At 39.0% G+C, this 20,223-nt stretch carries 27 protein-coding genes; all 27 read left to right on the plus strand.

Annotated features, from left to right (window positions below; translation table 11 throughout):
* The first annotated feature begins 13 nt into the window (after positions 1-13).
* A complete protein-coding gene (locus STRMA_RS07855) occupies positions 14-439 on the plus strand; it encodes a low molecular weight protein-tyrosine-phosphatase (RefSeq protein ID WP_003079095.1) in 426 nt (141 codons plus the stop codon).
* Positions 440-510: 71 nt separating this feature from the next.
* Positions 511-891: an MORN repeat-containing protein gene (locus tag STRMA_RS07860; protein WP_040841637.1), complete on the plus strand. Its 381-nt coding sequence runs from the start codon at positions 511-513 to the stop codon at positions 889-891.
* A complete protein-coding gene (locus STRMA_RS07865) occupies positions 888-2,681 on the plus strand; it encodes an acyltransferase family protein (protein ID WP_003079193.1) in 1,794 nt (597 codons plus the stop codon). The genes STRMA_RS07860 and STRMA_RS07865 overlap by 4 nt, the downstream gene beginning before the upstream one ends.
* 221 nt (positions 2,682-2,902) lie before the next feature.
* Complete coding sequence (gene adhE / locus STRMA_RS07870; protein ID WP_003080569.1) at positions 2,903-5,551, plus strand: bifunctional acetaldehyde-CoA/alcohol dehydrogenase; 2,649 nt, start codon at positions 2,903-2,905, stop codon at positions 5,549-5,551.
* A 181-nt stretch (positions 5,552-5,732) separates the two neighbouring features.
* A complete protein-coding gene (gene thrC / locus STRMA_RS07875) occupies positions 5,733-7,217 on the plus strand; it encodes a threonine synthase (RefSeq protein WP_003080293.1) in 1,485 nt (494 codons plus the stop codon).
* Between the two features lie 153 nt (positions 7,218-7,370).
* Complete coding sequence (locus STRMA_RS07880) at positions 7,371-8,735, plus strand: MATE family efflux transporter (RefSeq protein WP_003081188.1); 1,365 nt, start codon at positions 7,371-7,373, stop codon at positions 8,733-8,735.
* Between the two features lie 63 nt (positions 8,736-8,798).
* Positions 8,799-9,854: a zinc-dependent alcohol dehydrogenase family protein gene (locus tag STRMA_RS07885; RefSeq protein WP_003080182.1), complete on the plus strand. Its 1,056-nt coding sequence runs from the start codon at positions 8,799-8,801 to the stop codon at positions 9,852-9,854.
* A gap of 319 nt (positions 9,855-10,173) precedes the next feature.
* Positions 10,174-10,482, plus strand: a complete 309-nt coding sequence (gene rpsJ / locus STRMA_RS07890) for a 30S ribosomal protein S10 (RefSeq protein ID WP_002959404.1) — start codon at positions 10,174-10,176, stop codon at positions 10,480-10,482.
* 268 nt (positions 10,483-10,750) lie between these two features.
* Positions 10,751-11,377, plus strand: a complete 627-nt coding sequence (gene rplC / locus STRMA_RS07895; RefSeq protein WP_003079204.1) for a 50S ribosomal protein L3 — start codon at positions 10,751-10,753, stop codon at positions 11,375-11,377.
* Positions 11,378-11,401: 24 nt separating this feature from the next.
* A complete protein-coding gene (gene rplD, locus STRMA_RS07900) occupies positions 11,402-12,025 on the plus strand; it encodes a 50S ribosomal protein L4 (protein WP_003079750.1) in 624 nt (207 codons plus the stop codon).
* Positions 12,025-12,324: a 50S ribosomal protein L23 gene (locus tag STRMA_RS07905; protein WP_003078703.1), complete on the plus strand. Its 300-nt coding sequence runs from the start codon at positions 12,025-12,027 to the stop codon at positions 12,322-12,324. Before rplD ends, STRMA_RS07905 begins: the two co-directional genes overlap by 1 nt.
* A gap of 18 nt (positions 12,325-12,342) precedes the next feature.
* Positions 12,343-13,176, plus strand: a complete 834-nt coding sequence (rplB, locus tag STRMA_RS07910; RefSeq protein WP_003080386.1) for a 50S ribosomal protein L2 — start codon at positions 12,343-12,345, stop codon at positions 13,174-13,176.
* A gap of 334 nt (positions 13,177-13,510) precedes the next feature.
* Positions 13,511-13,789, plus strand: coding sequence for a 30S ribosomal protein S19 (rpsS, locus tag STRMA_RS07915; RefSeq protein WP_003079295.1), 279 nt, complete (start codon positions 13,511-13,513; stop codon positions 13,787-13,789).
* Positions 13,790-13,805: 16 nt separating this feature from the next.
* Entirely contained in the window at positions 13,806-14,150 is a 345-nt protein-coding gene (gene rplV / locus STRMA_RS07920) for a 50S ribosomal protein L22 (RefSeq protein ID WP_003081074.1), read from the plus strand.
* A gap of 12 nt (positions 14,151-14,162) precedes the next feature.
* Entirely contained in the window at positions 14,163-14,816 is a 654-nt protein-coding gene (gene rpsC / locus STRMA_RS07925) for a 30S ribosomal protein S3 (RefSeq protein ID WP_003079230.1), read from the plus strand.
* Between the two features lie 3 nt (positions 14,817-14,819).
* A complete protein-coding gene (gene rplP, locus STRMA_RS07930; protein WP_003081739.1) occupies positions 14,820-15,233 on the plus strand; it encodes a 50S ribosomal protein L16 in 414 nt (137 codons plus the stop codon).
* A gap of 9 nt (positions 15,234-15,242) precedes the next feature.
* On the plus strand, positions 15,243-15,452 hold the full coding sequence (rpmC, locus tag STRMA_RS07935; RefSeq protein WP_003078699.1) for a 50S ribosomal protein L29: 210 nt from the start codon (positions 15,243-15,245) through the stop codon (positions 15,450-15,452).
* A 21-nt stretch (positions 15,453-15,473) separates the two neighbouring features.
* Entirely contained in the window at positions 15,474-15,734 is a 261-nt protein-coding gene (gene rpsQ, locus STRMA_RS07940; RefSeq protein WP_003079963.1) for a 30S ribosomal protein S17, read from the plus strand.
* Between the two features lie 28 nt (positions 15,735-15,762).
* Positions 15,763-16,131 (plus strand): 50S ribosomal protein L14, encoded by a 369-nt coding sequence (rplN, locus tag STRMA_RS07945; protein WP_002262330.1) that lies wholly within the window; start codon positions 15,763-15,765, stop codon positions 16,129-16,131.
* A 142-nt stretch (positions 16,132-16,273) separates the two neighbouring features.
* Positions 16,274-16,579 (plus strand): 50S ribosomal protein L24, encoded by a 306-nt coding sequence (rplX, locus tag STRMA_RS07950; RefSeq protein WP_003082046.1) that lies wholly within the window; start codon positions 16,274-16,276, stop codon positions 16,577-16,579.
* A 23-nt stretch (positions 16,580-16,602) separates the two neighbouring features.
* Positions 16,603-17,145, plus strand: coding sequence for a 50S ribosomal protein L5 (gene rplE / locus STRMA_RS07955; protein ID WP_003080319.1), 543 nt, complete (start codon positions 16,603-16,605; stop codon positions 17,143-17,145).
* Between the two features lie 14 nt (positions 17,146-17,159).
* The gene (locus STRMA_RS07960; protein ID WP_003078521.1) at positions 17,160-17,345 is read left to right on the plus strand and encodes a type Z 30S ribosomal protein S14; all 186 of its coding nucleotides are present in this window, start codon (positions 17,160-17,162) and stop codon (positions 17,343-17,345) included.
* 225 nt (positions 17,346-17,570) lie between these two features.
* Positions 17,571-17,969: a 30S ribosomal protein S8 gene (gene rpsH / locus STRMA_RS07965; protein ID WP_003078532.1), complete on the plus strand. Its 399-nt coding sequence runs from the start codon at positions 17,571-17,573 to the stop codon at positions 17,967-17,969.
* Positions 17,970-18,291: 322 nt separating this feature from the next.
* The gene (rplF, locus tag STRMA_RS07970) at positions 18,292-18,828 is read left to right on the plus strand and encodes a 50S ribosomal protein L6 (RefSeq protein WP_003080775.1); all 537 of its coding nucleotides are present in this window, start codon (positions 18,292-18,294) and stop codon (positions 18,826-18,828) included.
* A 100-nt stretch (positions 18,829-18,928) separates the two neighbouring features.
* Entirely contained in the window at positions 18,929-19,285 is a 357-nt protein-coding gene (gene rplR, locus STRMA_RS07975) for a 50S ribosomal protein L18 (RefSeq protein WP_003079112.1), read from the plus strand.
* 19 nt (positions 19,286-19,304) lie between these two features.
* A complete protein-coding gene (rpsE, locus tag STRMA_RS07980; RefSeq protein ID WP_003081468.1) occupies positions 19,305-19,799 on the plus strand; it encodes a 30S ribosomal protein S5 in 495 nt (164 codons plus the stop codon).
* A 14-nt stretch (positions 19,800-19,813) separates the two neighbouring features.
* The gene (rpmD, locus tag STRMA_RS07985; protein WP_003079161.1) at positions 19,814-19,996 is read left to right on the plus strand and encodes a 50S ribosomal protein L30; all 183 of its coding nucleotides are present in this window, start codon (positions 19,814-19,816) and stop codon (positions 19,994-19,996) included.
* Positions 19,997-20,223 lie beyond the last annotated feature (227 nt).

A 20,223-nucleotide genomic window follows, 5' to 3' on the forward strand; every position in this document is an offset into this window, starting at 1 on the left:
AAAGGATTTTAAAATGAGAAAAATATGCTTTGTCTGTCTTGGCAATATTTGCCGCAGTCCAATGGCTGAATTTATGATGAGAGAACTAGCCTCAGATAAAGAGTTAGAGATTGCCAGTCGGGCAACATCAGGCTGGGAACATGGAAATCCTATTCACCATGGAACCCAAAAGATTTTAAAAAAATATAAGATTGCTTACAATTCTTCTAAGTATTCCCAGCAGATCAGTTTGGAAGATTTTGCTTATTTTGATTATATTATTGGGATGGATAAGACTAATGTTGATGATTTGAAGCAACTGTCTATGGGACAATTTAATCAAAAAATTTTCTTATTTAATGATGATGGTGTGCCAGATCCTTACTATACCGGTGATTTTGAAGAAACCTATACTTTGGTTAAAAAAGGATGCCAAAATTGGTTAGAAAAAATTAACTGATATCGCTTGTTATATCTGAAATTTATAGTAAAATGACATATATATTAAGAAGAATTGACTGAATGGGTATCATGAAAAAAATACAGATAACAAGAGAACGTTTAGAATTATTGGCGGTTATTATCATTATTGTGTGCGGATTATCTGTCTTTACAGTAAAGCTAGGCGGTAATGCTACTTTAACTTATGAAGGAGGCAGGCTTAATTATACTGGATATGTGGTTAATCATCGCATGAATGGTCAGGGGAAGCTGACCTATCCTAATGGAGATACTTATGAAGGCCGTTTTGTCAACGGTGTTTTCAACGGCCATGGTACTTTTAAATCTCACATGGGCTGGTCTTATGAAGGTGATTTTAAAAAAGGCCAGGCAGACGGTCAAGGGAAATTGACTGCAAAAGATAAAAAAGTCTATAAGGGAAGGTTTAAACAAGGGATTTATCAAAAATGAGAATAAAATGGTTTTCTTTTGTTAGGGTAACAGGGCTGTTTTTAGTCCTATTTTATCATTTCTTTAAACAAGCTTTTCCGGGCGGATTTATTGGTGTAGATGTCTTTTTCACTTTCTCAGGTTATTTGATTACAGCGCTGTTAATTGATGAGCATGCCCGTCATAAAACGATTGACCTTCTAGGCTTTCTAAAAAGACGTTTTTATCGGATCGTTCCTCCCTTAGTTATCATGGTTTTAGTAACCCTGCCTTTTACCTTGCTGATTCGTAAAGACTTTGTTGCTGATATTGGGCATCAGGTGGCTTCTGTGATCGGCTTTACAACAAATCTATATGAAATTTTAACAGGCAGCAGTTATGAAAGCCAGTTTATTCCGCATCTGTTTGTCCATACATGGAGCTTGGCGATTGAAGTCCATTTTTACTTGTTCTGGGGTATTCTGATTTGGCTTTTATCAAGAAAAATTAAACAGCCCAAGCAGTTCCGCGGTATCATCTTTCTTATATCATTGGGTTTGTTTTTTACCAGCTTTTTGACAATGTTTATACGGGCTTTCTTTGTTAGCAATTTTTCAGTCATTTATTTTTCGACCCTGTCGCATATCTATCCCTTTTTCTTAGGTGCCATCTTTGCGACAATATCAGGTATTTCAGAGACAACAGGCCGCTTTAAGAAAAATGTTATGCTTTGGGATACCAGACGTGTCATTATCTATATAGCGCTTAGTGCTGCTTTATTGTTATTGCTAGGCTTTATACTGGACTTTAATAGCATTATCACTTATTTGTTTGGTTTTGTTCTGGCCAGTCTATTTACAGCTGTAATGGTCTATTCTAGCCGAGTTTTGAATGATAAAACTCCTAATATAAAAGAACCTGTTCTGATCACCTATTTAGCCGACACCAGTTATGGTGTTTACCTCTTTCACTGGCCTCTTTATATTATCTTTGGTCAGTTAATGCCTAATTGGCTGGCTGTGGTTTTTACACTTTTATTCTCTTTTATTTTCGCCAGCCTTTCTTATTATGTGCTTGAACCTTATATTGCAGGAAAACAGCCGGCATTTTTGGGTCTTGAAATAAACCTTAATGCCTATAAAAAATGGCTTTATGCTTGCTTAGGGGTACTAGCAGCTATTGTTTTTGGTATTCTTGCAACAGCTCCAAAAGTAGGTAATTTTGAAACAAGTCTTTTAGTGGATTCACTCAATCAAGCAGAGAATTCACTAAACAGAACTCATACACTTGCTGCTGGTGATGCATCGGCTATTAGCGATATCACTGTAATTGGAGATTCAGTGGCTTTGAGATCAAGCAGTGCTTTTTCAGAACTTTTACCAGAAGCTCAGGTAGATGCGGCTGTCAGTCGTAATTTTGAAAATGCTTATGAAATCTACCAAAACCATATTACTAACAATAGCCTGTCAAAGACAGTTATCATAGCTGTAGGTGTCAATTCGCTTGAAGATTATAAAAATAAGATTAAACAATTTGTTGATGCACTGCCTAAGGGACATCGTCTGATTTTTGTAACACCTTACAATGCCAAAGATGACCGTATCCCTAGTGTTCGTGATTATGAACTTGAATTAGCTAAACAATATAACTATGTTACTGTAGCCGACTGGTATGAAACAGCAGTCAGCCATCCTGATATTTGGGCAGGATCAGACGGTGTTCACTACAGTGACAGCAGCAATAGTGAAGGTGCTAATCTTTACGTAGATACAATCAAGAAAGCTATTGCCAGGTCAGCGAAAAATCCTGCCAAGGGCGAAGCAGCAGAGTAACTATATAGGAGCGGGATATTAAAGTCCTGCTCTTTTTATTTCTAAAATATGAATTTAGTTAGCCTTTTATGCGAGAATGGAGGAGGAATACTATTTTTGAAAAAATTTTTGGATAAATAGAAAGAAATCGTTTACAAATAATTAAAAATAGGATATAATAAAAAACGTAAAAATTGTGAAATTTTTAACAAATAAACTATTTACGTCACTGGAGGAAAAATATGGCTGAAAAAAAAGGAAAACCAGAACAGAAAGTACAAGAAGCACAAGAACATGTAGATGAACTTGTACAAAAAGGTTTGGCTGCTTTAAAGGAGTTTCGTAAGCTAGATCAAGAACAGGTTGATTACATTGTAGCTAAAGCTTCTGTTGCTGCTCTTGATGCTCACGGCATTTTAGCACAGCATGCCGCTGAAGAGACTGGCCGCGGTGTTTTTGAAGATAAGGCAACAAAGAATTTGTTTGCCTGTGAGCATGTTGTCAATAATATGCGGCATACAAAAACAGTCGGTATTATTGAAGAAGATGAGGTCACAGGACTTACTTTAATCGCTGAACCGGTAGGGGTTATTTGCGGTATTACACCGACAACAAATCCTACTTCTACAGCTATTTTCAAATCTTTGATTTCTCTTAAGACACGCAATCCAATCATTTTTGCCTTCCATCCTTCTGCTCAGGAATCGTCAGCTCATGCAGCACAAATTGTCCGTGATGCAGCAGTAGCGGCCGGAGCTCCTGAAAATTGTATCCAATGGATTACCAAACCGTCTATGGAAGCAACATCTGAGTTAATGAATCATGATGGTATTGCAACAATTTTAGCTACAGGCGGCAATGCCATGGTTAAAGCAGCTTATTCATGCGGCAAACCGGCTCTTGGTGTAGGTGCCGGCAATGTTCCTGCTTATGTTGAGAAATCAGCTAATATCCGCCAGGCAGTACATGATATTGTCATGTCTAAATCTTTTGATAATGGTATGGTTTGTGCTTCAGAACAAGCTGCTATTATTGATAAGGAAATTTATGATGATTTTATAAAAGAATTCAAGTCTTATCATACTTATTTTGTTAATAAAAAAGAGAAGGCTCTGCTTGAAGAATTCTGCTTTGGCACAAAAGCCAACAGTAAAAATTGTGCAGGAGCGAAATTGAATCCTGATATTGTCGGTAAATCAGCGGTTTGGATTGCAGAGCAGGCTGGTTTTGAAGTACCGGAAGATACTAATATTTTAGCTGCAGAAGTCTCAGAAGTAGGAGAAAAAGAACCGCTGACACGTGAAAAATTATCTCCAGTGATTGCCGTTTTGAAAGCAGATTCTCGTGAAGACGGAGTTAACAAAGCCCGTCAAATGGTAGAATTTAACGGTTTAGGGCATTCAGCAGCCATTCATACCAAAGATGCTGAATTGGCAAAAGAATTTGGAACTCAAATCCGTGCTATTCGTGTTATTTGGAATTCACCGTCAACATTTGGTGGTATCGGTGATGTTTACAATGCCTTCCTGCCGTCATTGACTTTAGGCTGTGGTTCTTATGGCCGTAACTCTGTAGGGGATAATGTCAGTGCCGTTAATTTATTAAATATCAAAAAAGTAGGAAGACGGAGAAATAATATGCAATGGTTTAAGGTTCCTTCAAAAACATACTTTGAACGCGATTCGATTCAATACCTTCAAAAGTGCCGTGATGTTGAACGTGTGATGATAGTGACTGATCATGCAATGGTTGAACTTGGCTTTTTAGACCGAGTTATAGAACAATTAGATCTTCGTCGCAATAAGGTAACTTACCAGATTTTTGCAGAAGTAGAACCAGATCCAGATATTACTACTGTTTATAAAGGTACAGAATTAATGCGTACCTTTAAACCTGATACTATTATAGCGCTTGGAGGCGGCTCACCAATGGATGCTGCTAAGGTTATGTGGCTCTTCTATGAACAGCCAGAAGTTGATTTTCATGATCTTGTCCAAAAATTTATGGATATCCGTAAACGCGCTTTCAAGTTCCCAGAACTTGGTAAAAAGACTAAATTTATTGGTATTCCAACAACATCAGGTACAGGTTCAGAAGTAACCCCGTTTGCTGTCATCTCTGATAAGGCAAACAATCGTAAATATCCGATTGCAGATTATTCTTTGACTCCTACTGTGGCCATTGTGGATCCAGCACTGGTGCTGACAGTCCCAGACTTTATTGCAGCTGATACGGGTATGGATGTTTTAACACATGCTACAGAAGCTTATGTTTCACAAATGGCTAATGACTTTACAGATGGTTTGGCTTTACAGGCGATTAAAATTGTCTTTGAATACCTTGAAAGATCTGTTAAAGAAGCAGACTTTGAATCTCGTGAAAAAATGCATAATGCCTCAACAATGGCAGGTATGGCATTTGCTAATGCATTCTTAGGTATGTCTCACTCCATGGCTCATAAAATTGGTGCACAGTTCCACACCATTCACGGACGGACAAATGCTATTCTTTTGCCTTATGTTATCCGTTATAATGGGACTCGGCCAGCTAAGACAGCGACTTGGCCAAAATATAATTATTACCGTGCAGATGAAAAATACCAGGATATTGCTAAACTTTTAGGTCTGCCAGCATCAACACCAGAAGAAGGAGTGCAATCCTACGCTAAGGCTGTTTATGATCTTGGCTGTCGTTTAGGCATTAAGATGAACTTTAGAGATCAAGGTATTGATGAAAAAGAATGGAAGAAACACTCTCGTGAGCTTGCCTTTCTCGCTTATGAAGATCAATGTTCACCGGCTAACCCTCGTCTGCCGATGGTTGATCATATGCAAGAAATTATTGAAGATGCTTATTATGGTTATGAAGAACGTCCAGGGCGTCTTAAATAGAAAAATCAAAGGAGGCAGGGACAAAAGTCCTTGTCCTCCTTTGATTTTTCTCAGCTATTCAAGCAAGGCAAGCGGTTAGCAGTCTTTGTTATAAAGAAAAATTGTTTGTCAAAGTTCTCCCAATTTTGACTAAAATTATGATATGATAGATGAAAACGATCTATTTTACAAGAGGATAATTATGACATTAGTTTATCAATCAACGCGGGATGCCCAAAATACTGTGACAGCTAGTCAAGCTATCTTGCAGGGTTTAGCAGCTGACGGCGGCTTATTTACGCCAATCGCTTTTCCAGAGCTAGAGCTTGATTTTGAAAGTTTAAAGGATGCTTCTTATCAAGAAGTCGCTAAGTTAGTCTTAGCAGCTTTTTTGGATGATTTTACAGAAGAAGAACTAGATTATTGTATTGACAATGCTTATGATGGAAAATTTGATACAGCAGTTATTGCACCGCTTATTAAGCTGAATGATCAGTATAATCTTGAACTTTTTCATGGTTCTACAATTGCCTTTAAAGACATGGCTTTATCAATCTTGCCTTATCTTTTAACAACTTCTGCCAAAAAGCAAGGGGTTGACAATAAAATTGTGATTTTAACAGCAACATCAGGGGATACAGGAAAAGCAGCTATGGCTGGCTTTGCAGATGTCCCTGGAACAGAAATCATCGTTTTTTATCCTAAAGATGGTGTCAGTAAGATTCAAGAGCTGCAAATGACCACACAGATAGGTGCCAATACGCATGTTGTTGCCATTGATGGCAATTTTGATGATGCCCAGACACATGTTAAGCAAATGTTTAATGATAAAGAGCTTGGTGCAAAGCTGCTGGCCAATCATGCCCAGTTTTCATCGGCGAATTCCATGAATATAGGACGTTTAATTCCTCAGGTTGTTTACTATGTCTATGCTTATGCACAGCTGCTTAAGACAGGGGCTATTCAAAATGGCGATCACATAAACTTCGCTGTTCCGACAGGAAATTTTGGTAATATCTTAGCTGCTTATTATGCCCGTCAAATTGGCCTGCCAGTTGGCCGGCTGGTTTGTGCTTCAAATGAAAATAACGTTTTAACAGACTTTTTTAAAAGCGGTATTTATGATAAAAAACGTGAATTTCATGTAACAACTAGCCCTTCTATGGATATTTTAGTGTCATCAAATCTTGAACGCTTAATCTTTCATCTTTTGGGCAATAACTCTGCTAAGACAAAAGAGCTGATGGAAGCTTTGCTGGAAAAAGGTGAATATCGTTTAGAAAATGCAGATGCAGCTATTTTAGAACTATTTGCAGCTGATTTTGCAACTGAAAAAGAGACTGCAGCTGAAATAAAGCGCATTTATGATAGCACACACTATATTGAAGATCCTCATACAGCTGTTGCTTCAGCGGTTTATCATAACTATAAACTGGCAACCGATGATAAAAATCCAGGAGTTATCGTATCTACAGCCAGTCCTTATAAGTTTCCCCGTGTAACTGTAGCAGCGGTTACAGAAGAAGATAGCCAAGATGATTTTACAGCAATAGCTGATTTGCAAAAAATATCTGGGACAGCTGTTCCTAAAGCTGTTGCTGGATTAAAGACAGCACCGGTACTTCATAAGAATGTGGTGGCTGCAGCAGATATGCAAAAGGCTGTTGAAGCTTATTTAGGACTTTAAATGAGACAAAGCTGTGATTTTATAATAATCGCTTGCAGATCTTTAGGTCTTTATCCGCTAATTCAAACAATCTTTGGGGCTGTCTGCGCTATCATTTGCTTTTAAAAAAGAGTTAGCAGCCAATCAACTGCATCTGCAGGACTATTTAACACAATGAATGAGGGCAGGACTTTTGTTTCTGCCCTCTCTTTCTCCATACCTATGAAACAAATTAAAGAAATTCTTAATATTGCTCTGCCTGCTATGGCAGAAAATTTTTTACAGATGCTGATGGGCATCGTAGATAACTATTTAGTTGCGCAACTAGGTATACTAGCTATTTCAGGTGTATCTGTTGCTAATAATATTATTACTGTTTATCAGGCTATTTTTATTGCTTTAGGGGCCGCGGTAACAAGCGTTGTCTCAAAAAGTTTTGGAGAAAAAGATGCTTCTGCATTAAAAAACCATGCCAGACAGGCTATCTCTGTAACGATCATCTTGAGCCTTGTTTTAGGCCTCTTTTCTCTTATTTGCGGCAATAAGATACTGACCTTGTTAGGAACAGAAACAAAAGTGAGTGCTATAGGAGGGCTTTATCTGGCAATTGTTGGAGGAGGTATTGTATCTCTTGGCTTAATGACCACACTGGGAAGCCTTTTACGGGCTATAGGGAAAGTACGTTTTCCGATGTATGTCAGTTTATTGAGTAATTTTTTAAACGCTGTTTTGTCTGCTCTTGCTGTTTTTGTTTTAGGCTGGGGTGTTCTTGGTGTTGCCAGTGCAACGGTCATATCACGTTTGCTAGGAACAGTGATACTAATGAAGCGCTTAGAATTAAAACCACACCATTTCCTTCCTCAGTTTCAAATAGACAAAGATTTAATTCAGATCGCTTTTCCTGCAGCTTTAGAGCGTTTAATGATGCGGGCAGGTGATATTGTTATCATTGCTATCATCGTAAAATTTGGCACTAAGATTGTGGCAGGAAATGCTATTGGCGAAGTTTTAACCCAGTTTAATTATATGCCGGGATTTGGTGTGGCCACAGCCAGCGTCATGTTAACGGCCTATTACTTTGGACAGGGAAATCCGGCAGAAATAAAAAAGAGTGTACAAAGTACTTATTATATATCTGTTTTGTTAATGGGTCTTGTCTCTTGCAGCGCCTTTCTTTTAGGACATCCCTTAGGCAGCTTGTTCACTGCTGATAAGAATGTATTAGCAGCCAGTCAAACGGTTTTATTGTTTTCATTTCTTGGAACTCCGGTATCTGCTGGGACACTGATTTATACAGCAGCTTGGCAAGGCTTGGGTAAAGCCAGACTGCCTTTTTATGCTACAACAATCGGCATGTGGCTGATTCGAATTGTTCTGGGTTATTTTTTAGCAGTTCATTTTCACCTAAGTTTAGCTGGTGTCTGGCTAGCTACCTTGGCTGATAATGCCTTTAGACACCTATTTTTGTATAGTTTATATAAAAGGTACCTTAACGATTTATTTAGTACAGCAAGCAGCCGAGAAGATGAAAAAAATTGAAAACAGCTCTCATTTATAATATAATAACGGCGAATCTTATAATATAGAAGGGAAGTGTTTTTTATGAAAGCAGCAACTTATACGGCGGCGAATCAGCTGAAGCTGATTGACCAGGCTAAACCAACTATTATTGATTCAACAGATGCTATTGTTCGAATATTAAAAACGACAATCTGTGGAACAGATCTGCATATATTAGGCGGAGATGTCCCAGAAACAAAACCAGGAACTATTTTAGGGCATGAAGGAATTGGTATTGTAGAAGAAGTTGGCTCAGCAGTTAGTAATTTTAAAGTAGGTGACAAGGTTATTATTTCATGTGTAACGGCATGTAATACTTGTTATTACTGTAAACGTCAGCTGCCTTCCCATTGTTTAAATGGCGGCTGGATTTTAGGCCATTTAATCAACGGAACACAGGCTGAATATGTCCGTATACCTCAAGCTGACGGGAGTCTTTATCATGCGCCAGAGACAGTTAGTGACGATGCTCTGGTTATGCTGTCTGATATTTTTCCGACGTCCTATGAAATCGGTGTCCAATCTTCTAATGTAAAACCGGGAGATACGGTCTGTATTATTGGGGCTGGACCGGTTGGTCTGGCAGCTTTGTTGACGGTTCAGTTCTATTCGCCAAGCAAAATTATTGTGGTTGACTTATCTGAATCACGTTTGGCAGCTGCTAAGAAATTGGGAGCAACAGATACTATCTGCTCTTCTGATATTGAAAAGATTCAAAAAGAGATCAATCATGTAACTTCTGGTCTAGGAGTTGATATTGCGATGGAGTGTGTCGGATACCCAGAAACCTTTGACGTTGCTCAGAAAATTATATCGATCGGGGGCCATGTGGCTAATGTAGGTGTTCATGGAAAACCTGTGCTGTTTGCTCTCCAAAATTTATGGATTAAAAATATTACGCTATCAACCGGCTTAGTTAATGCCAATACTACAGAAATGTTGCTAAGTGTTTTAGAAACTGGCAAAATAGATGCCACAAAGCTAATCACACATCACTTTCATTTATCTGACATTGATCAAGCTTATCACGTTTTCAAAAATGCTGAAGCCAATCAAGCACTTAAAGTAATTATTGAAAACGACATCAGTCCAGCTTAGAATATAGAAGAAAGGCAAAAGGTTAACAGCTATCAGATAACTTTTTGCCTTTCTTTTTTGTGCTTAAATTAATCCATAAAAGCAAAGTGTTAAACTTACTGAGGGCGTATTCTAGATTAAAAAACAAAAAACTTTTAAAAATAATGACACAAGGCCTTGCAAAGCCTTGTGAAATCTGATATCATATTCTAGTGCTGTTTTAAACAGCTTTAGCTTTGATGCAAGAGGTTGCGACACGCTCGGCTGCATTGCCACGCAGGGGGCTATCGGTTTTCTTGTGGAGCTAGCCTATTATTTGAAATAGACGAGAGGAGAAAAGATGGCAAATAAAAAAATCCGCATCCGTTTGAAAGCTTACGAACATCGTACACTTGATACAGCGGCAGAAAAAATTGTAGAGACAGCAACCCGTACAGGTGCAAGTGTAGCTGGTCCGATACCGCTTCCTACTGAGCGTAGTCTTTACACCGTTATTCGCGCGACGCATAAATATAAAGATTCTCGCGAGCAATTTGAAATGCGTACGCACAAGCGTCTCATTGATATTGTAAACCCGACGCAAAAAACTGTTGATGCACTGATGAAGCTGGATCTGCCAAGCGGTGTAAACGTAGAGATTAAACTTTAATCACAAAGGAAACAAAAGCTGAGAAGCTGGTGTTCGATAGAAATTGAACACGGGCTGAAACTTCTGTGTGAAAAAGAGACGCAACCGTTTCAGTGTTAGCTGAATTACGGGTGTTGCTGCCTTTAGGTATAAAATTATCTTGGCTCATCGAGTTTTCGCTGATTCTCCTGTTTTCACCTTGAGTTTGATGCCCTTTGTATCTTGATTTGAGCATAAAAAACGCTCGTAAAAAACTTTTTAATATATTCAGAAAAGGAAATATTTTCTCATGACAAAAGGAATCTTAGGGAAAAAAGTGGGAATGACTCAAGTTTTCACCGAATCAGGTGAGTTTATCCCTGTTACTGTCATTGAAGCGACTCCAAACGTTGTGCTTCAGGTTAAGACTGTCGAAACAGATGGTTATGAAGCGGTTCAGGTTGGTTTTGATGACAAACGTGAAATTTTGAGTAACAAACCTGCCAAAGGCCATGTAGCAAAAGCTAACACAGCTCCTAAGCGCTTCATTCGTGAATTCAAAAACATTGAAGGCTTAGAAGTTGGTTCAGAAATTACTGTTGATACTTTTGAAGCTGGCGATGTTGTTGATGTAACTGGTACGACTAAAGGTAAAGGTTTCCAAGGTGCTATTAAACGCCACGGACAATCACGCGGACCTATGGCGCATGGTTCTCGCTATCACCGTCGTCCAGGTTCTATGGGACCAGTTGCTCCAAACCGTGTGTTTAAAAATAAACATTTAGCTGGACGTATGGGCGGCAATCGTGTCACTGTTCAAAACCTTGAAGTGGTTCAGGTTGTTCCAGAAAAAAATGTCATTCTTATTAAAGGCAATGTCCCAGGTGCTAAGAAATCTCTTATCACCATTAAATCAGCAGTGAAATCTGCTAAATAATAAAGAAAGGGGAAATCAGTTAACATGGCAAACGTAAAACTATTCGACCAAGCCGGTAAAGAAGTGAGCTCGGTTGAACTTAATGATGCTGTCTTTGGTGTTGAACCAAATGAATCAGTAGTATTTGATGTCATCATCAGTCAGCGTGCTAGCCTTCGTCAAGGAACTCATGCTGTTAAAAACCGTTCAGCTGTATCTGGCGGCGGACGCAAACCATGGCGTCAAAAAGGAACGGGACGTGCACGTCAAGGTTCTATTCGTTCACCGCAATGGCGCGGCGGCGGTGTAGTCTTTGGACCAACTCCGCGTTCATATGGCTACAAACTGCCTCAAAAAATACGCCGTCTTGCGTTGAAATCTGTTTATTCAGAAAAAGTTGCTGACGAAAAATTTGTAGCTGTAGATGCTCTTTCTTTTGAAACACCTAAAACGAAAGAATTTGCAAAAACACTTGCTGCCCTTGATATTGACTCAAAAGTACTTGTTATTCTTGAAGAGGGCAACAAAGCTGCTGAATTGGCAGCGCGCAACCTTCCAAATGTAAAAGTTGCAACTGCAGTGACTGCAAGTGTTCTTGATATCGTAAACAGCGACAAACTTCTTGTTACCAAAGAAGCGATCTCTAATATTGAGGAGGTTCTTGCCTAATGAATTTGTACGATGTAATCAAAAAACCTGTTGTTACTGAAAAATCAATGCACGCACTTGAAGAAGGAAAATATACTTTTGAAGTTGATACTCGTGCACATAAACTTTTAATCAAGCAAGCTGTTGAAGCTGCATTTGAGGGAGTCAAAGTGGCAAGTGTTCGCACAGTAAATGTTAAACCAAAACAAAAACGTGTTGGACGTTATACAGGTTTTACAAGCAAAACAAAAAAAGCTATCATCACTCTTACAGCTGATTCCAAAGAAATCGAGTTGTTTGCAGCTGCTGAAGCAGAGTAATCTAAGGAGGAAATCAAGGTGGGTATTAAAATTTATAAACCAACGACAAATGGCCGTCGTAACATGACTTCTTTGGATTTTGCCGAAATCACTGCAACTACTCCTGAGAAATCATTGCTTGTTTCTTTGAAGAATAGGGCAGGCCGCAATAACAATGGCCGTATTACTGTTCGTCATCAAGGCGGAGGCCATAAGCGCCATTACCGCTTGATTGATTTTAAACGCAATAAAGATGGCGTTGAAGCAGTTGTTAAAACAATTGAATACGATCCAAATCGTTCAGCCAATATTGCACTTGTACATTATACGGATGGTGTAAAATCTTATATCATTGCTCCAAAAGGAATTGAAGTAGGACAGCGCATTGTTTCAGGTCCAGAAGCAGATATTAAAGTCGGCAATGCATTACCGCTTGCTAATATCCCGGTTGGTACTATTATTCATAACATTGAGCTTAAGCCTGGAAAGGGTGCTGAATTAGTCCGTGCGGCAGGAACTTCTGCACAAGTACTTGGTCAAGAAGGAAAGTATGTTCTTGTCCGCCTTCAATCAGGTGAAGTCCGGATGATTCTTGCTACTTGCCGTGCTACGGTTGGTACAGTAGGTAACGCTGAACATTCGCTTGTTAATTATGGTAAAGCTGGGCGTAACCGCTGGAGGGGTATCCGTCCTACAGTTCGCGGTTCTGTAATGAACCCTAACGATCACCCGCATGGTGGTGGTGAAGGTAAAGCACCAGTTGGTCGTAAAGCGCCATCTACACCTTGGGGCAAACCAGCTCTTGGCCTTAAAACCCGCAGCAAGAAAGCTAAATCTAATAAGCTTATTGTTCGCCGCCGTAATGAAAAATAGCAGCCAAGCAGCAAAGTCTGTCAGCTAACTAATAGATTTTGCTGTCAGATTTCTGCCATAGATAGGTTGGATACAATTGCCAATTATCTGTAATGGAGCGTGTTTTTTCTGATCTCTATGGTTAGTTAGGCTATTGAAAATTTAATGAAAATAATTTATCCGCCAGCTCGGTAGGGAGCACAGGAGAATCCAGCTTGTTTAACAGCTTATTATTGCCTTATAGGCTCATTAATGTGTTTTTAAGGAGCTATGTAAGGCTGAAAGGCTAAAATACGTTAGGATTTATCTTTTTCCCAAGCCGCTGTGGTACACATTTAAAGGAGAAAACTATAAAATGGGACGCAGTCTTAAAAAAGGGCCTTTCGTCGATGAGCATTTAATGAAAAAAATTGAAGCTCAGGCTAATGACGAAAAGAAAAAAGTAATTAAAACTTGGTCACGTCGTTCAACGATTTTCCCAAGTTTCATTGGATACACAATCGCAGTTTATGATGGACGCAAACATGTTCCTGTTTACATTCAAGAGGACATGGTAGGTCACAAACTTGGTGAATTTGCGCCAACTCGTACTTACAAAGGTCACGCAGCTGACGATAAAAGAACACGTCGTTAATTAGGAGGAGGACACAATGGCAGAAATTACTTCAGCTAAAGCAATGGCTCGTACAGTCCGTGTTTCACCTCGTAAAACACGTCTTGTGCTTGATCTTATTCGTGGTAAGAACGTTGCTGATGCAATCGCAATTTTGAAATTTACTCCAAACAAAGCAGCGCGTATTATTGAAAAAACGCTTAATTCTGCAATTGCAAATGCAGAAAATAACTTTGGTTTGGAAAAAGCTAATCTGGTAGTATCTGAAACATTTGCAAATGAAGGACCAACAATGAAACGTTTCCGTCCGCGTGCAAAAGGTTCAGCTTCACCAATTAATAAACGAACAACTCACGTCACTGTAGTTGTAGCAGAAAAATAAGGAGGTAAAATCGTGGGTCAAAAAGTACATCCAATTGGTATGCGTGTCGGAATCATTCGTGATTGGGATGCAAAATGGTATGCTGAAAAAGAATACGCGGATTACCTTCATGAAGATCTTAGAATCCGTAAATTCATTCAAAAAGAATTAGCTGATGCTGCCGTTTCAACTATTGAAATTGAGCGCGCAGTAAATAAAGTAAATGTTTCGCTGCATACAGCAAAACCAGGTATGGTAATTGGTAAAGGCGGAGCAAATGTTGATGCACTTCGTGCTAAGCTTAATAAATTGACTGGAAAACAAGTTCACATTAATATTGTTGAAATTAAGTCTCCAGACCTTGATGCGCATCTTGTTGGCGAAAATATTGCTCGTCAGTTAGAGCAACGTGTGGCTTTCCGCCGCGCTCAAAAACAAGCGATTCAGCGGACTATGCGCGCAGGAGCTAAAGGAATCAAGACACAAGTATCGGGCCGTCTGAATGGTGCTGATATTGCACGTAGTGAGGGTTATTCAGAAGGAACTGTTCCGCTTCATACACTTCGTGCTGATATTGATTATGCCTGGGAAGAAGCAGATACAACTTATGGTAAGCTTGGTGTTAAAGTTTGGATTTATCGTGGAGAAATTCTTCCAGCTCGTAAAAACACTAAAGGAGGCAAATAACAGATGTTAGTACCTAAACGTGTTAAACACCGTCGCGAATTTCGTGGAAAGATGCGCGGTGAAGCTAAAGGTGGGAAAGAAGTAGCATTTGGGGAGTATGGTCTTCAAGCTACAACTAGTCACTGGATCACAAACCGTCAAATTGAAGCTGCTCGTATTGCTATGACGCGTTATATGAAGCGTGGAGGTAAAGTTTGGATTAAAATTTTCCCTCATAAGTCATACACTGCAAAAGCTATCGGTGTACGTATGGGATCTGGTAAAGGGGCTCCAGAAGGCTGGGTTGCGCCTGTCAAACGTGGCAAAGTGATGTTTGAAATTGCCGGTGTATCAGAAGAAGTTGCCCGTGAAGCTCTTCGTCTTGCAAGTCATAAATTACCGGTCAAGACCAAATTCGTAAGACGTGAAGCAGAATAAGGAGAAAACATGAAACTTCAAGAGATTAAAGATTTTGTTAAAGAGCTTCGTGGTCTTTCTCAAGAAGAACTTGCTAAGAAAGAAAACGAACTTAAGAAAGAACTTTTTGACCTTCGTTTCCAAGCTGCAGCAGGCCAACTTGATCAAACTGCCCGTTTAAACGAAGTCAAAAAGCAAATTGCACGTGTTAAAACAGTGCAATCTGAAATTAAAGAATAGATTGGGAAAGGAGAAATCTAAATGGAACGTAAACAACGTAGAACACTAGTTGGTCGTGTTGTGTCAGATAAAATGGACAAAACAATCACAGTTGTAGTTGAAACAAAACGTAACCACCCAGTCTATGGTAAACGTATTAACTACTCTAAAAAATATAAGGCACATGATGAAAATAATACTGCTAAAGAAGGAGATATTGTTCGCATCATGGAAACTCGCCCGCTTTCAGCTACAAAACATTTCCGCCTTGTTGAAATAGTTGAAGAAGCTGTTATTATTTAATTAAGCCTGAAAGGAGGAAAAAACTTAAATGATTCAATCAGAAAGTCGTTTAAAAGTCGCTGATAACAGTGGTGCTCGCGAAATCTTAACTATCAAAGTTCTTGGTGGTTCTGGACGTAAATTCGCTAACATCGGTGATGTCATCGTTGCTTCAGTTAAACAAGCTACTCCTGGTGGTGCGGTGAAAAAGGGTGACGTTGTCAAAGCCGTTATCGTTCGTACCAAATCAGGTGCTCGCCGTGCAGATGGTTCTTATATCAAGTTTGATGAGAATGCGGCTGTTATTATCCGTGATGATAAAACACCTCGCGGAACTCGTATTTTTGGGCCTGTTGCTCGTGAATTGCGTGAAGGTAACTTCATGAAAATTGTGTCATTGGCACCAGAAGTACTTTAAAACTTGATAACAGTTAGCTTTGCTTTTCATAAGTAAACTAATATTAGAAAGTCAAACTAATCTGTTGTCAAAACAAACTTAGTCCCCTAATGTAGATTAGGGTGCCCTTAGGGCGTAAGAAATTTAAAGGAGTTAACTCAAAATGTTTGTAAAAAAAGGCGACAAAGTTCGCGTTATTGCTGGAAAGGACAAAGGTGTTGAAGCAGTTGTTCTTAAGGCTCTTCCTAAAATAAATAAAGTTGTTGTTGAAGGTGTTGCTATCATTAAGAAGCACCAAAAACCCAATAATGATAACCCTCAAGGTGCTATTGTTGAAAAAGAAGCACCGATCCATGTTTCAAACGTTCAAGTTCTTGATAAAAATGGCGTTGCAGGGCGTGTAGGTTACAAAGTTGTAGATGGCAAGAAAGTTCGCTACAACAAAAAATCAGGCGAAGTGCTTGATTAATCACGAAGGAAAGGAGAAGTATAATGGCAAATCGCTTAAAAGAAAAATATCTTAATGAAGTAGTCCCTGCATTGACAGAAAAATTTAACTATTCATCCGTAATGGCTGTGCCAAAAGTTGAGAAAATTGTTCTTAACATGGGTGTTGGTGATGCTGTTTCCAATGCTAAAAATCTTGAGAAGGCTGCTGAAGAATTAGCACTAATTTCAGGACAAAAACCACTTATTACAAAAGCTAAAAAATCAATCGCCGGCTTCCGTCTTCGTGAAGGAGTTGCTATCGGTGCGAAAGTTACTCTTCGTGGTGAACGTATGTATGAGTTTTTAGATAAGTTAATTTCTGTTTCACTCCCTCGTGTCCGTGATTTTCATGGAGTACCAACTCGTTCATTTGATGGACGCGGAAATTATACGCTTGGAGTAAAAGAACAATTGATCTTTCCAGAAATCAACTTTGATAATGTAGATAAGGTACGTGGACTTGATATTGTTATCGTTACAACAGCTAACACTGATGAAGAGTCACGCGAATTACTTGCAGGCCTTGGAATGCCGTTTGCAAGATAATAAGGAGGTTTAAATTGGCTAAAAAATCTATGATTGCTAAGAGCAAACGCCGAGCAAAATACTCTACGCAAGCTTATACACGCTGTGAAAGATGCGGCCGTCCGCATTCAGTTTACCGTAAATTTAAACTTTGCCGTGTTTGCTTCCGTGAGTTAGCATATAAAGGACAAATTCCTGGTGTTACCAAGGCTTCTTGGTAATTTAAGATGTGAGAGCGTTAAGAGAACGCAGTGAAAATAGGAAGTTTGTTGCCGGAGCATCGCTCCTATGTGAAATCTAACTTTTTGTACAGCTTGTAGCCCGTGTTCTAATCAGCTAGACTCACTTAGGAAATGAAAGCTATAAAAATAATATTTCTGAGCTTAGCTCAATCATTAACTAGCAAGTGAAATCTTCAAACTGCTAGTAAGAGGAGAAAAAAATTAATGGTTATGACAGATCCAATTGCAGACTTTTTGACCCGTATTCGCAATGCTAATCAAGCGAATCATGAAGTACTTGAAGTGCCTGCATCAAATATTAAAAAAGGGATTGCTGAAATCCTTAAACGTGAAGGTTTTGTGAAAAATGTTGAAGTTATCGAAGATAACAAACAAGGGATTATTCGTGTATTCCTTAAATACGGTCAAAATGGCGAAAAGGTTATCACTGGTTTGAAACGTATTTCAAAACCTGGATTACGTATCTATTCAAAACGCGAAGATGTTCCTAAAGTCTTAAATGGACTTGGAATTGCAATCATTTCTACTTCTGAAGGGCTTTTGACCGATAAAGAAGCACGCCAAAAGAATGTTGGTGGAGAAGTAATTGCCTACGTTTGGTAAGATTAAGATACAAAGCTCGTAAAGAACAAAGCAAAATTAGTTAGAGTAGTTTGTTTACAAACAAACCACCTTATCTATTTTGCATAGTTCTTAGAGCGTGTTCAGTTCAACTATTGAACTAAATCGGTATCTGATTTCGTTGAAGAACTAATTGAACACGGGCTAAAGTCTGTGTGAAAAAGATAACCTTTCCTAGAAACTAAAGTTTCCTCGCCAAGTTTCCTATTTTCACTTTGACTTTTTAACGCCCTCTGTATCTTAGTTCCCCGTGAAAACTTGTCACAGAAATGTGATTTGACAATTTAACAGGAGAAAATATATTATGTCACGTATTGGTAATAAAGTAATTACATTGCCTACTGGTGTTGAAATCACTAACAATAACAATGTTGTTACTGTAAAAGGACCTAAAGGCGAACTTACTCGTGAGTTTCCAAAAGCTATTGAAATTAAAACTGAAGGTGCTGAAGTCACTCTTCACCGTCCTAATGATTCAAAAGAAATGAAAACAATTCATGGTACAGCTCGTGCAAATTTAAATAACATGGTTGTTGGTGTTTCTGAAGGTTTTAAAAAAGAGCTTGAAATGCGCGGAGTTGGTTATCGTGCTCAGCTTCAAGGAAATAAACTTGTTCTTTCAGTTGGTAAATCCCATCAAGATGAAGTTGAAGCACCAGAAGGAATAACATTTGAAGTTCCGTCAGCTACAACTATTATTGTTAATGGTATCAATAAAGAAGTTGTCGGCCAAACAGCTGCTTATATTCGCGGTCTTCGTATTCCTGAACCATATAAAGGTAAAGGGATTCGCTATGTTGGCGAATATGTTCGCCGCAAAGAAGGTAAAACAGGTAAGTAAAGTCTGTTTTAGTATCGTGTGGAAGATTGTTTTTCAATCCTCAGGATTGAAAAGATTATCTTTGTCAATAGATAAAACATAAATTTAAGAGGTGAAAATTGTGATTTCGAAACCAGATAAAAATAAAGTCCGTCAAAAACGCCACCGTCGCGTTCGCGGTAAACTCTCTGGAACTGCTGATCGCCCACGTTTGAACGTTTTTCGTTCTAATACAGGCATCTACGCTCAAGTGATTGATGACGTAGCGGGTGTAACGCTCGCAAGTGCTTCAACTCTTGACAAAGAAGTTTCAAAAGGGACTAAAACTGAACAAGCCGTTGTTGTCGGTAAACTTGTTGCTGAACGCGCAGTAGCTAAAGGTATTTCAGAAGTGGTGTTTGACCGCGGTGGATATCTCTATCACGGACGTGTTAAAGCTTTGGCTGAAGCAGCTCGTGAAAACGGATTGAAATTCTAATAGGGAGGAACACTTAATAATGGCATTTAAAGATAATGCAGTAGAACTTGAAGAACGTGTGGTTGCAATTAACCGTGTTACAAAGGTTGTTAAAGGTGGCCGTCGTCTTCGTTTTGCTGCTCTTGTAGTTGTTGGAGATCGTAATGGACGCGTTGGCTTTGGGACAGGTAAAGCACAGGAAGTGCCAGAAGCTATTCGTAAAGCAGTAGAGTCTGCTAAGAAAAATATGATTGCAGTACCAATGGTAGGGACCACAATTCCACATGAAGTTCGTTCTGAATTTGGCGGAGCTCGTGTATTGCTGAAGCCTGCCGTAGAAGGAGCCGGAGTTGCTGCTGGTGGAGCTGTGCGTGCAGTCATTGAATTAGCTGGGGTTGCCGATGTTTCATCAAAATCACTCGGTTCAAATACTCCAATCAATATTGTCCGTGCAACAGTTGAAGGTTTAAAGCAGCTTAAACGTGCTGATGAAGTGGCAGCATTGCGTGGCGTTTCAGTTTCTGATTTAACTTAAGAAAGGAGAAGGTCATGGCACAAATTAAAATTACTTTGACTAAGTCTCCAATCGGCCGTAAGCCAGCACAACGTAAAACAGTTGTTGCACTTGGACTTGGTAAAATGAATAGCTCAGTTGTTAAAGAAGATAATGCAGCTATTCGCGGTATGATTAACACAGTCTCTCATTTGGTAACTGTAGAGGACGTTAAATAAAAAAAGACAAATGGGCACAAGTTAAAGCTATTAGAGGGCATTTTAATAAATAATGACAATGCGATTTTTAATATGCTTACTCTTATTGCCCGTATTTTATGTTGTTGATGAGCTAGGTTAGTTTTTTGTTAAGTTGACTACTAGCTCATCAGGTTCATATTTTAATTTTGAAGTCGCTTTGTGTATACACTTTGCGACTTCAGCTAAATTTTAGTATAGGCGAGTTT

The organism is Streptococcus macacae NCTC 11558, from assembly GCF_000187995.2.
GTDB lineage: Bacteria > Bacillota > Bacilli > Lactobacillales > Streptococcaceae > Streptococcus > Streptococcus macacae.

Bases quoted from the DNA above. Each gene is read 5' to 3' on its own strand.
- adhE (WP_003080569.1), top strand. From the start codon at position 2,903: ATGGCTGAAAAAAAAGGAAAACCAGAACAGAAAGTACAAGAAGCACAA.
- STRMA_RS07860 (WP_040841637.1), top strand. From the start codon at position 511: ATGAAAAAAATACAGATAACAAGAGAACGTTTAGAATTATTGGCGGTT.
- rplE (WP_003080319.1), top strand. From the start codon at position 16,603: ATGGCAAATCGCTTAAAAGAAAAATATCTTAATGAAGTAGTCCCTGCA.
- STRMA_RS07885 (WP_003080182.1), top strand. From the start codon at position 8,799: ATGAAAGCAGCAACTTATACGGCGGCGAATCAGCTGAAGCTGATTGAC.
- rplX (WP_003082046.1), top strand. From the start codon at position 16,274: ATGTTTGTAAAAAAAGGCGACAAAGTTCGCGTTATTGCTGGAAAGGAC.
- rpsQ (WP_003079963.1), top strand. From the start codon at position 15,474: ATGGAACGTAAACAACGTAGAACACTAGTTGGTCGTGTTGTGTCAGAT.
- rpsJ (WP_002959404.1), top strand. From the start codon at position 10,174: ATGGCAAATAAAAAAATCCGCATCCGTTTGAAAGCTTACGAACATCGT.
- rpsE (WP_003081468.1), top strand. From the start codon at position 19,305: ATGGCATTTAAAGATAATGCAGTAGAACTTGAAGAACGTGTGGTTGCA.
- rplP (WP_003081739.1), top strand. From the start codon at position 14,820: ATGTTAGTACCTAAACGTGTTAAACACCGTCGCGAATTTCGTGGAAAG.
- rpsH (WP_003078532.1), top strand. From the start codon at position 17,571: ATGGTTATGACAGATCCAATTGCAGACTTTTTGACCCGTATTCGCAAT.
- thrC (WP_003080293.1), top strand. From the start codon at position 5,733: ATGACATTAGTTTATCAATCAACGCGGGATGCCCAAAATACTGTGACA.
- STRMA_RS07905 (WP_003078703.1), top strand. From the start codon at position 12,025: ATGAATTTGTACGATGTAATCAAAAAACCTGTTGTTACTGAAAAATCA.
- STRMA_RS07880 (WP_003081188.1), top strand. From the start codon at position 7,371: ATGAATGAGGGCAGGACTTTTGTTTCTGCCCTCTCTTTCTCCATACCT.
- rpsS (WP_003079295.1), top strand. From the start codon at position 13,511: ATGGGACGCAGTCTTAAAAAAGGGCCTTTCGTCGATGAGCATTTAATG.
- rplD (WP_003079750.1), top strand. From the start codon at position 11,402: ATGGCAAACGTAAAACTATTCGACCAAGCCGGTAAAGAAGTGAGCTCG.
- rpmC (WP_003078699.1), top strand. From the start codon at position 15,243: ATGAAACTTCAAGAGATTAAAGATTTTGTTAAAGAGCTTCGTGGTCTT.
- rplF (WP_003080775.1), top strand. From the start codon at position 18,292: ATGTCACGTATTGGTAATAAAGTAATTACATTGCCTACTGGTGTTGAA.
- rplN (WP_002262330.1), top strand. From the start codon at position 15,763: ATGATTCAATCAGAAAGTCGTTTAAAAGTCGCTGATAACAGTGGTGCT.
- rplV (WP_003081074.1), top strand. From the start codon at position 13,806: ATGGCAGAAATTACTTCAGCTAAAGCAATGGCTCGTACAGTCCGTGTT.
- rpmD (WP_003079161.1), top strand. From the start codon at position 19,814: ATGGCACAAATTAAAATTACTTTGACTAAGTCTCCAATCGGCCGTAAG.
- rplC (WP_003079204.1), top strand. From the start codon at position 10,751: ATGACAAAAGGAATCTTAGGGAAAAAAGTGGGAATGACTCAAGTTTTC.
- STRMA_RS07855 (WP_003079095.1), top strand. From the start codon at position 14: ATGAGAAAAATATGCTTTGTCTGTCTTGGCAATATTTGCCGCAGTCCA.
- STRMA_RS07865 (WP_003079193.1), top strand. From the start codon at position 888: ATGAGAATAAAATGGTTTTCTTTTGTTAGGGTAACAGGGCTGTTTTTA.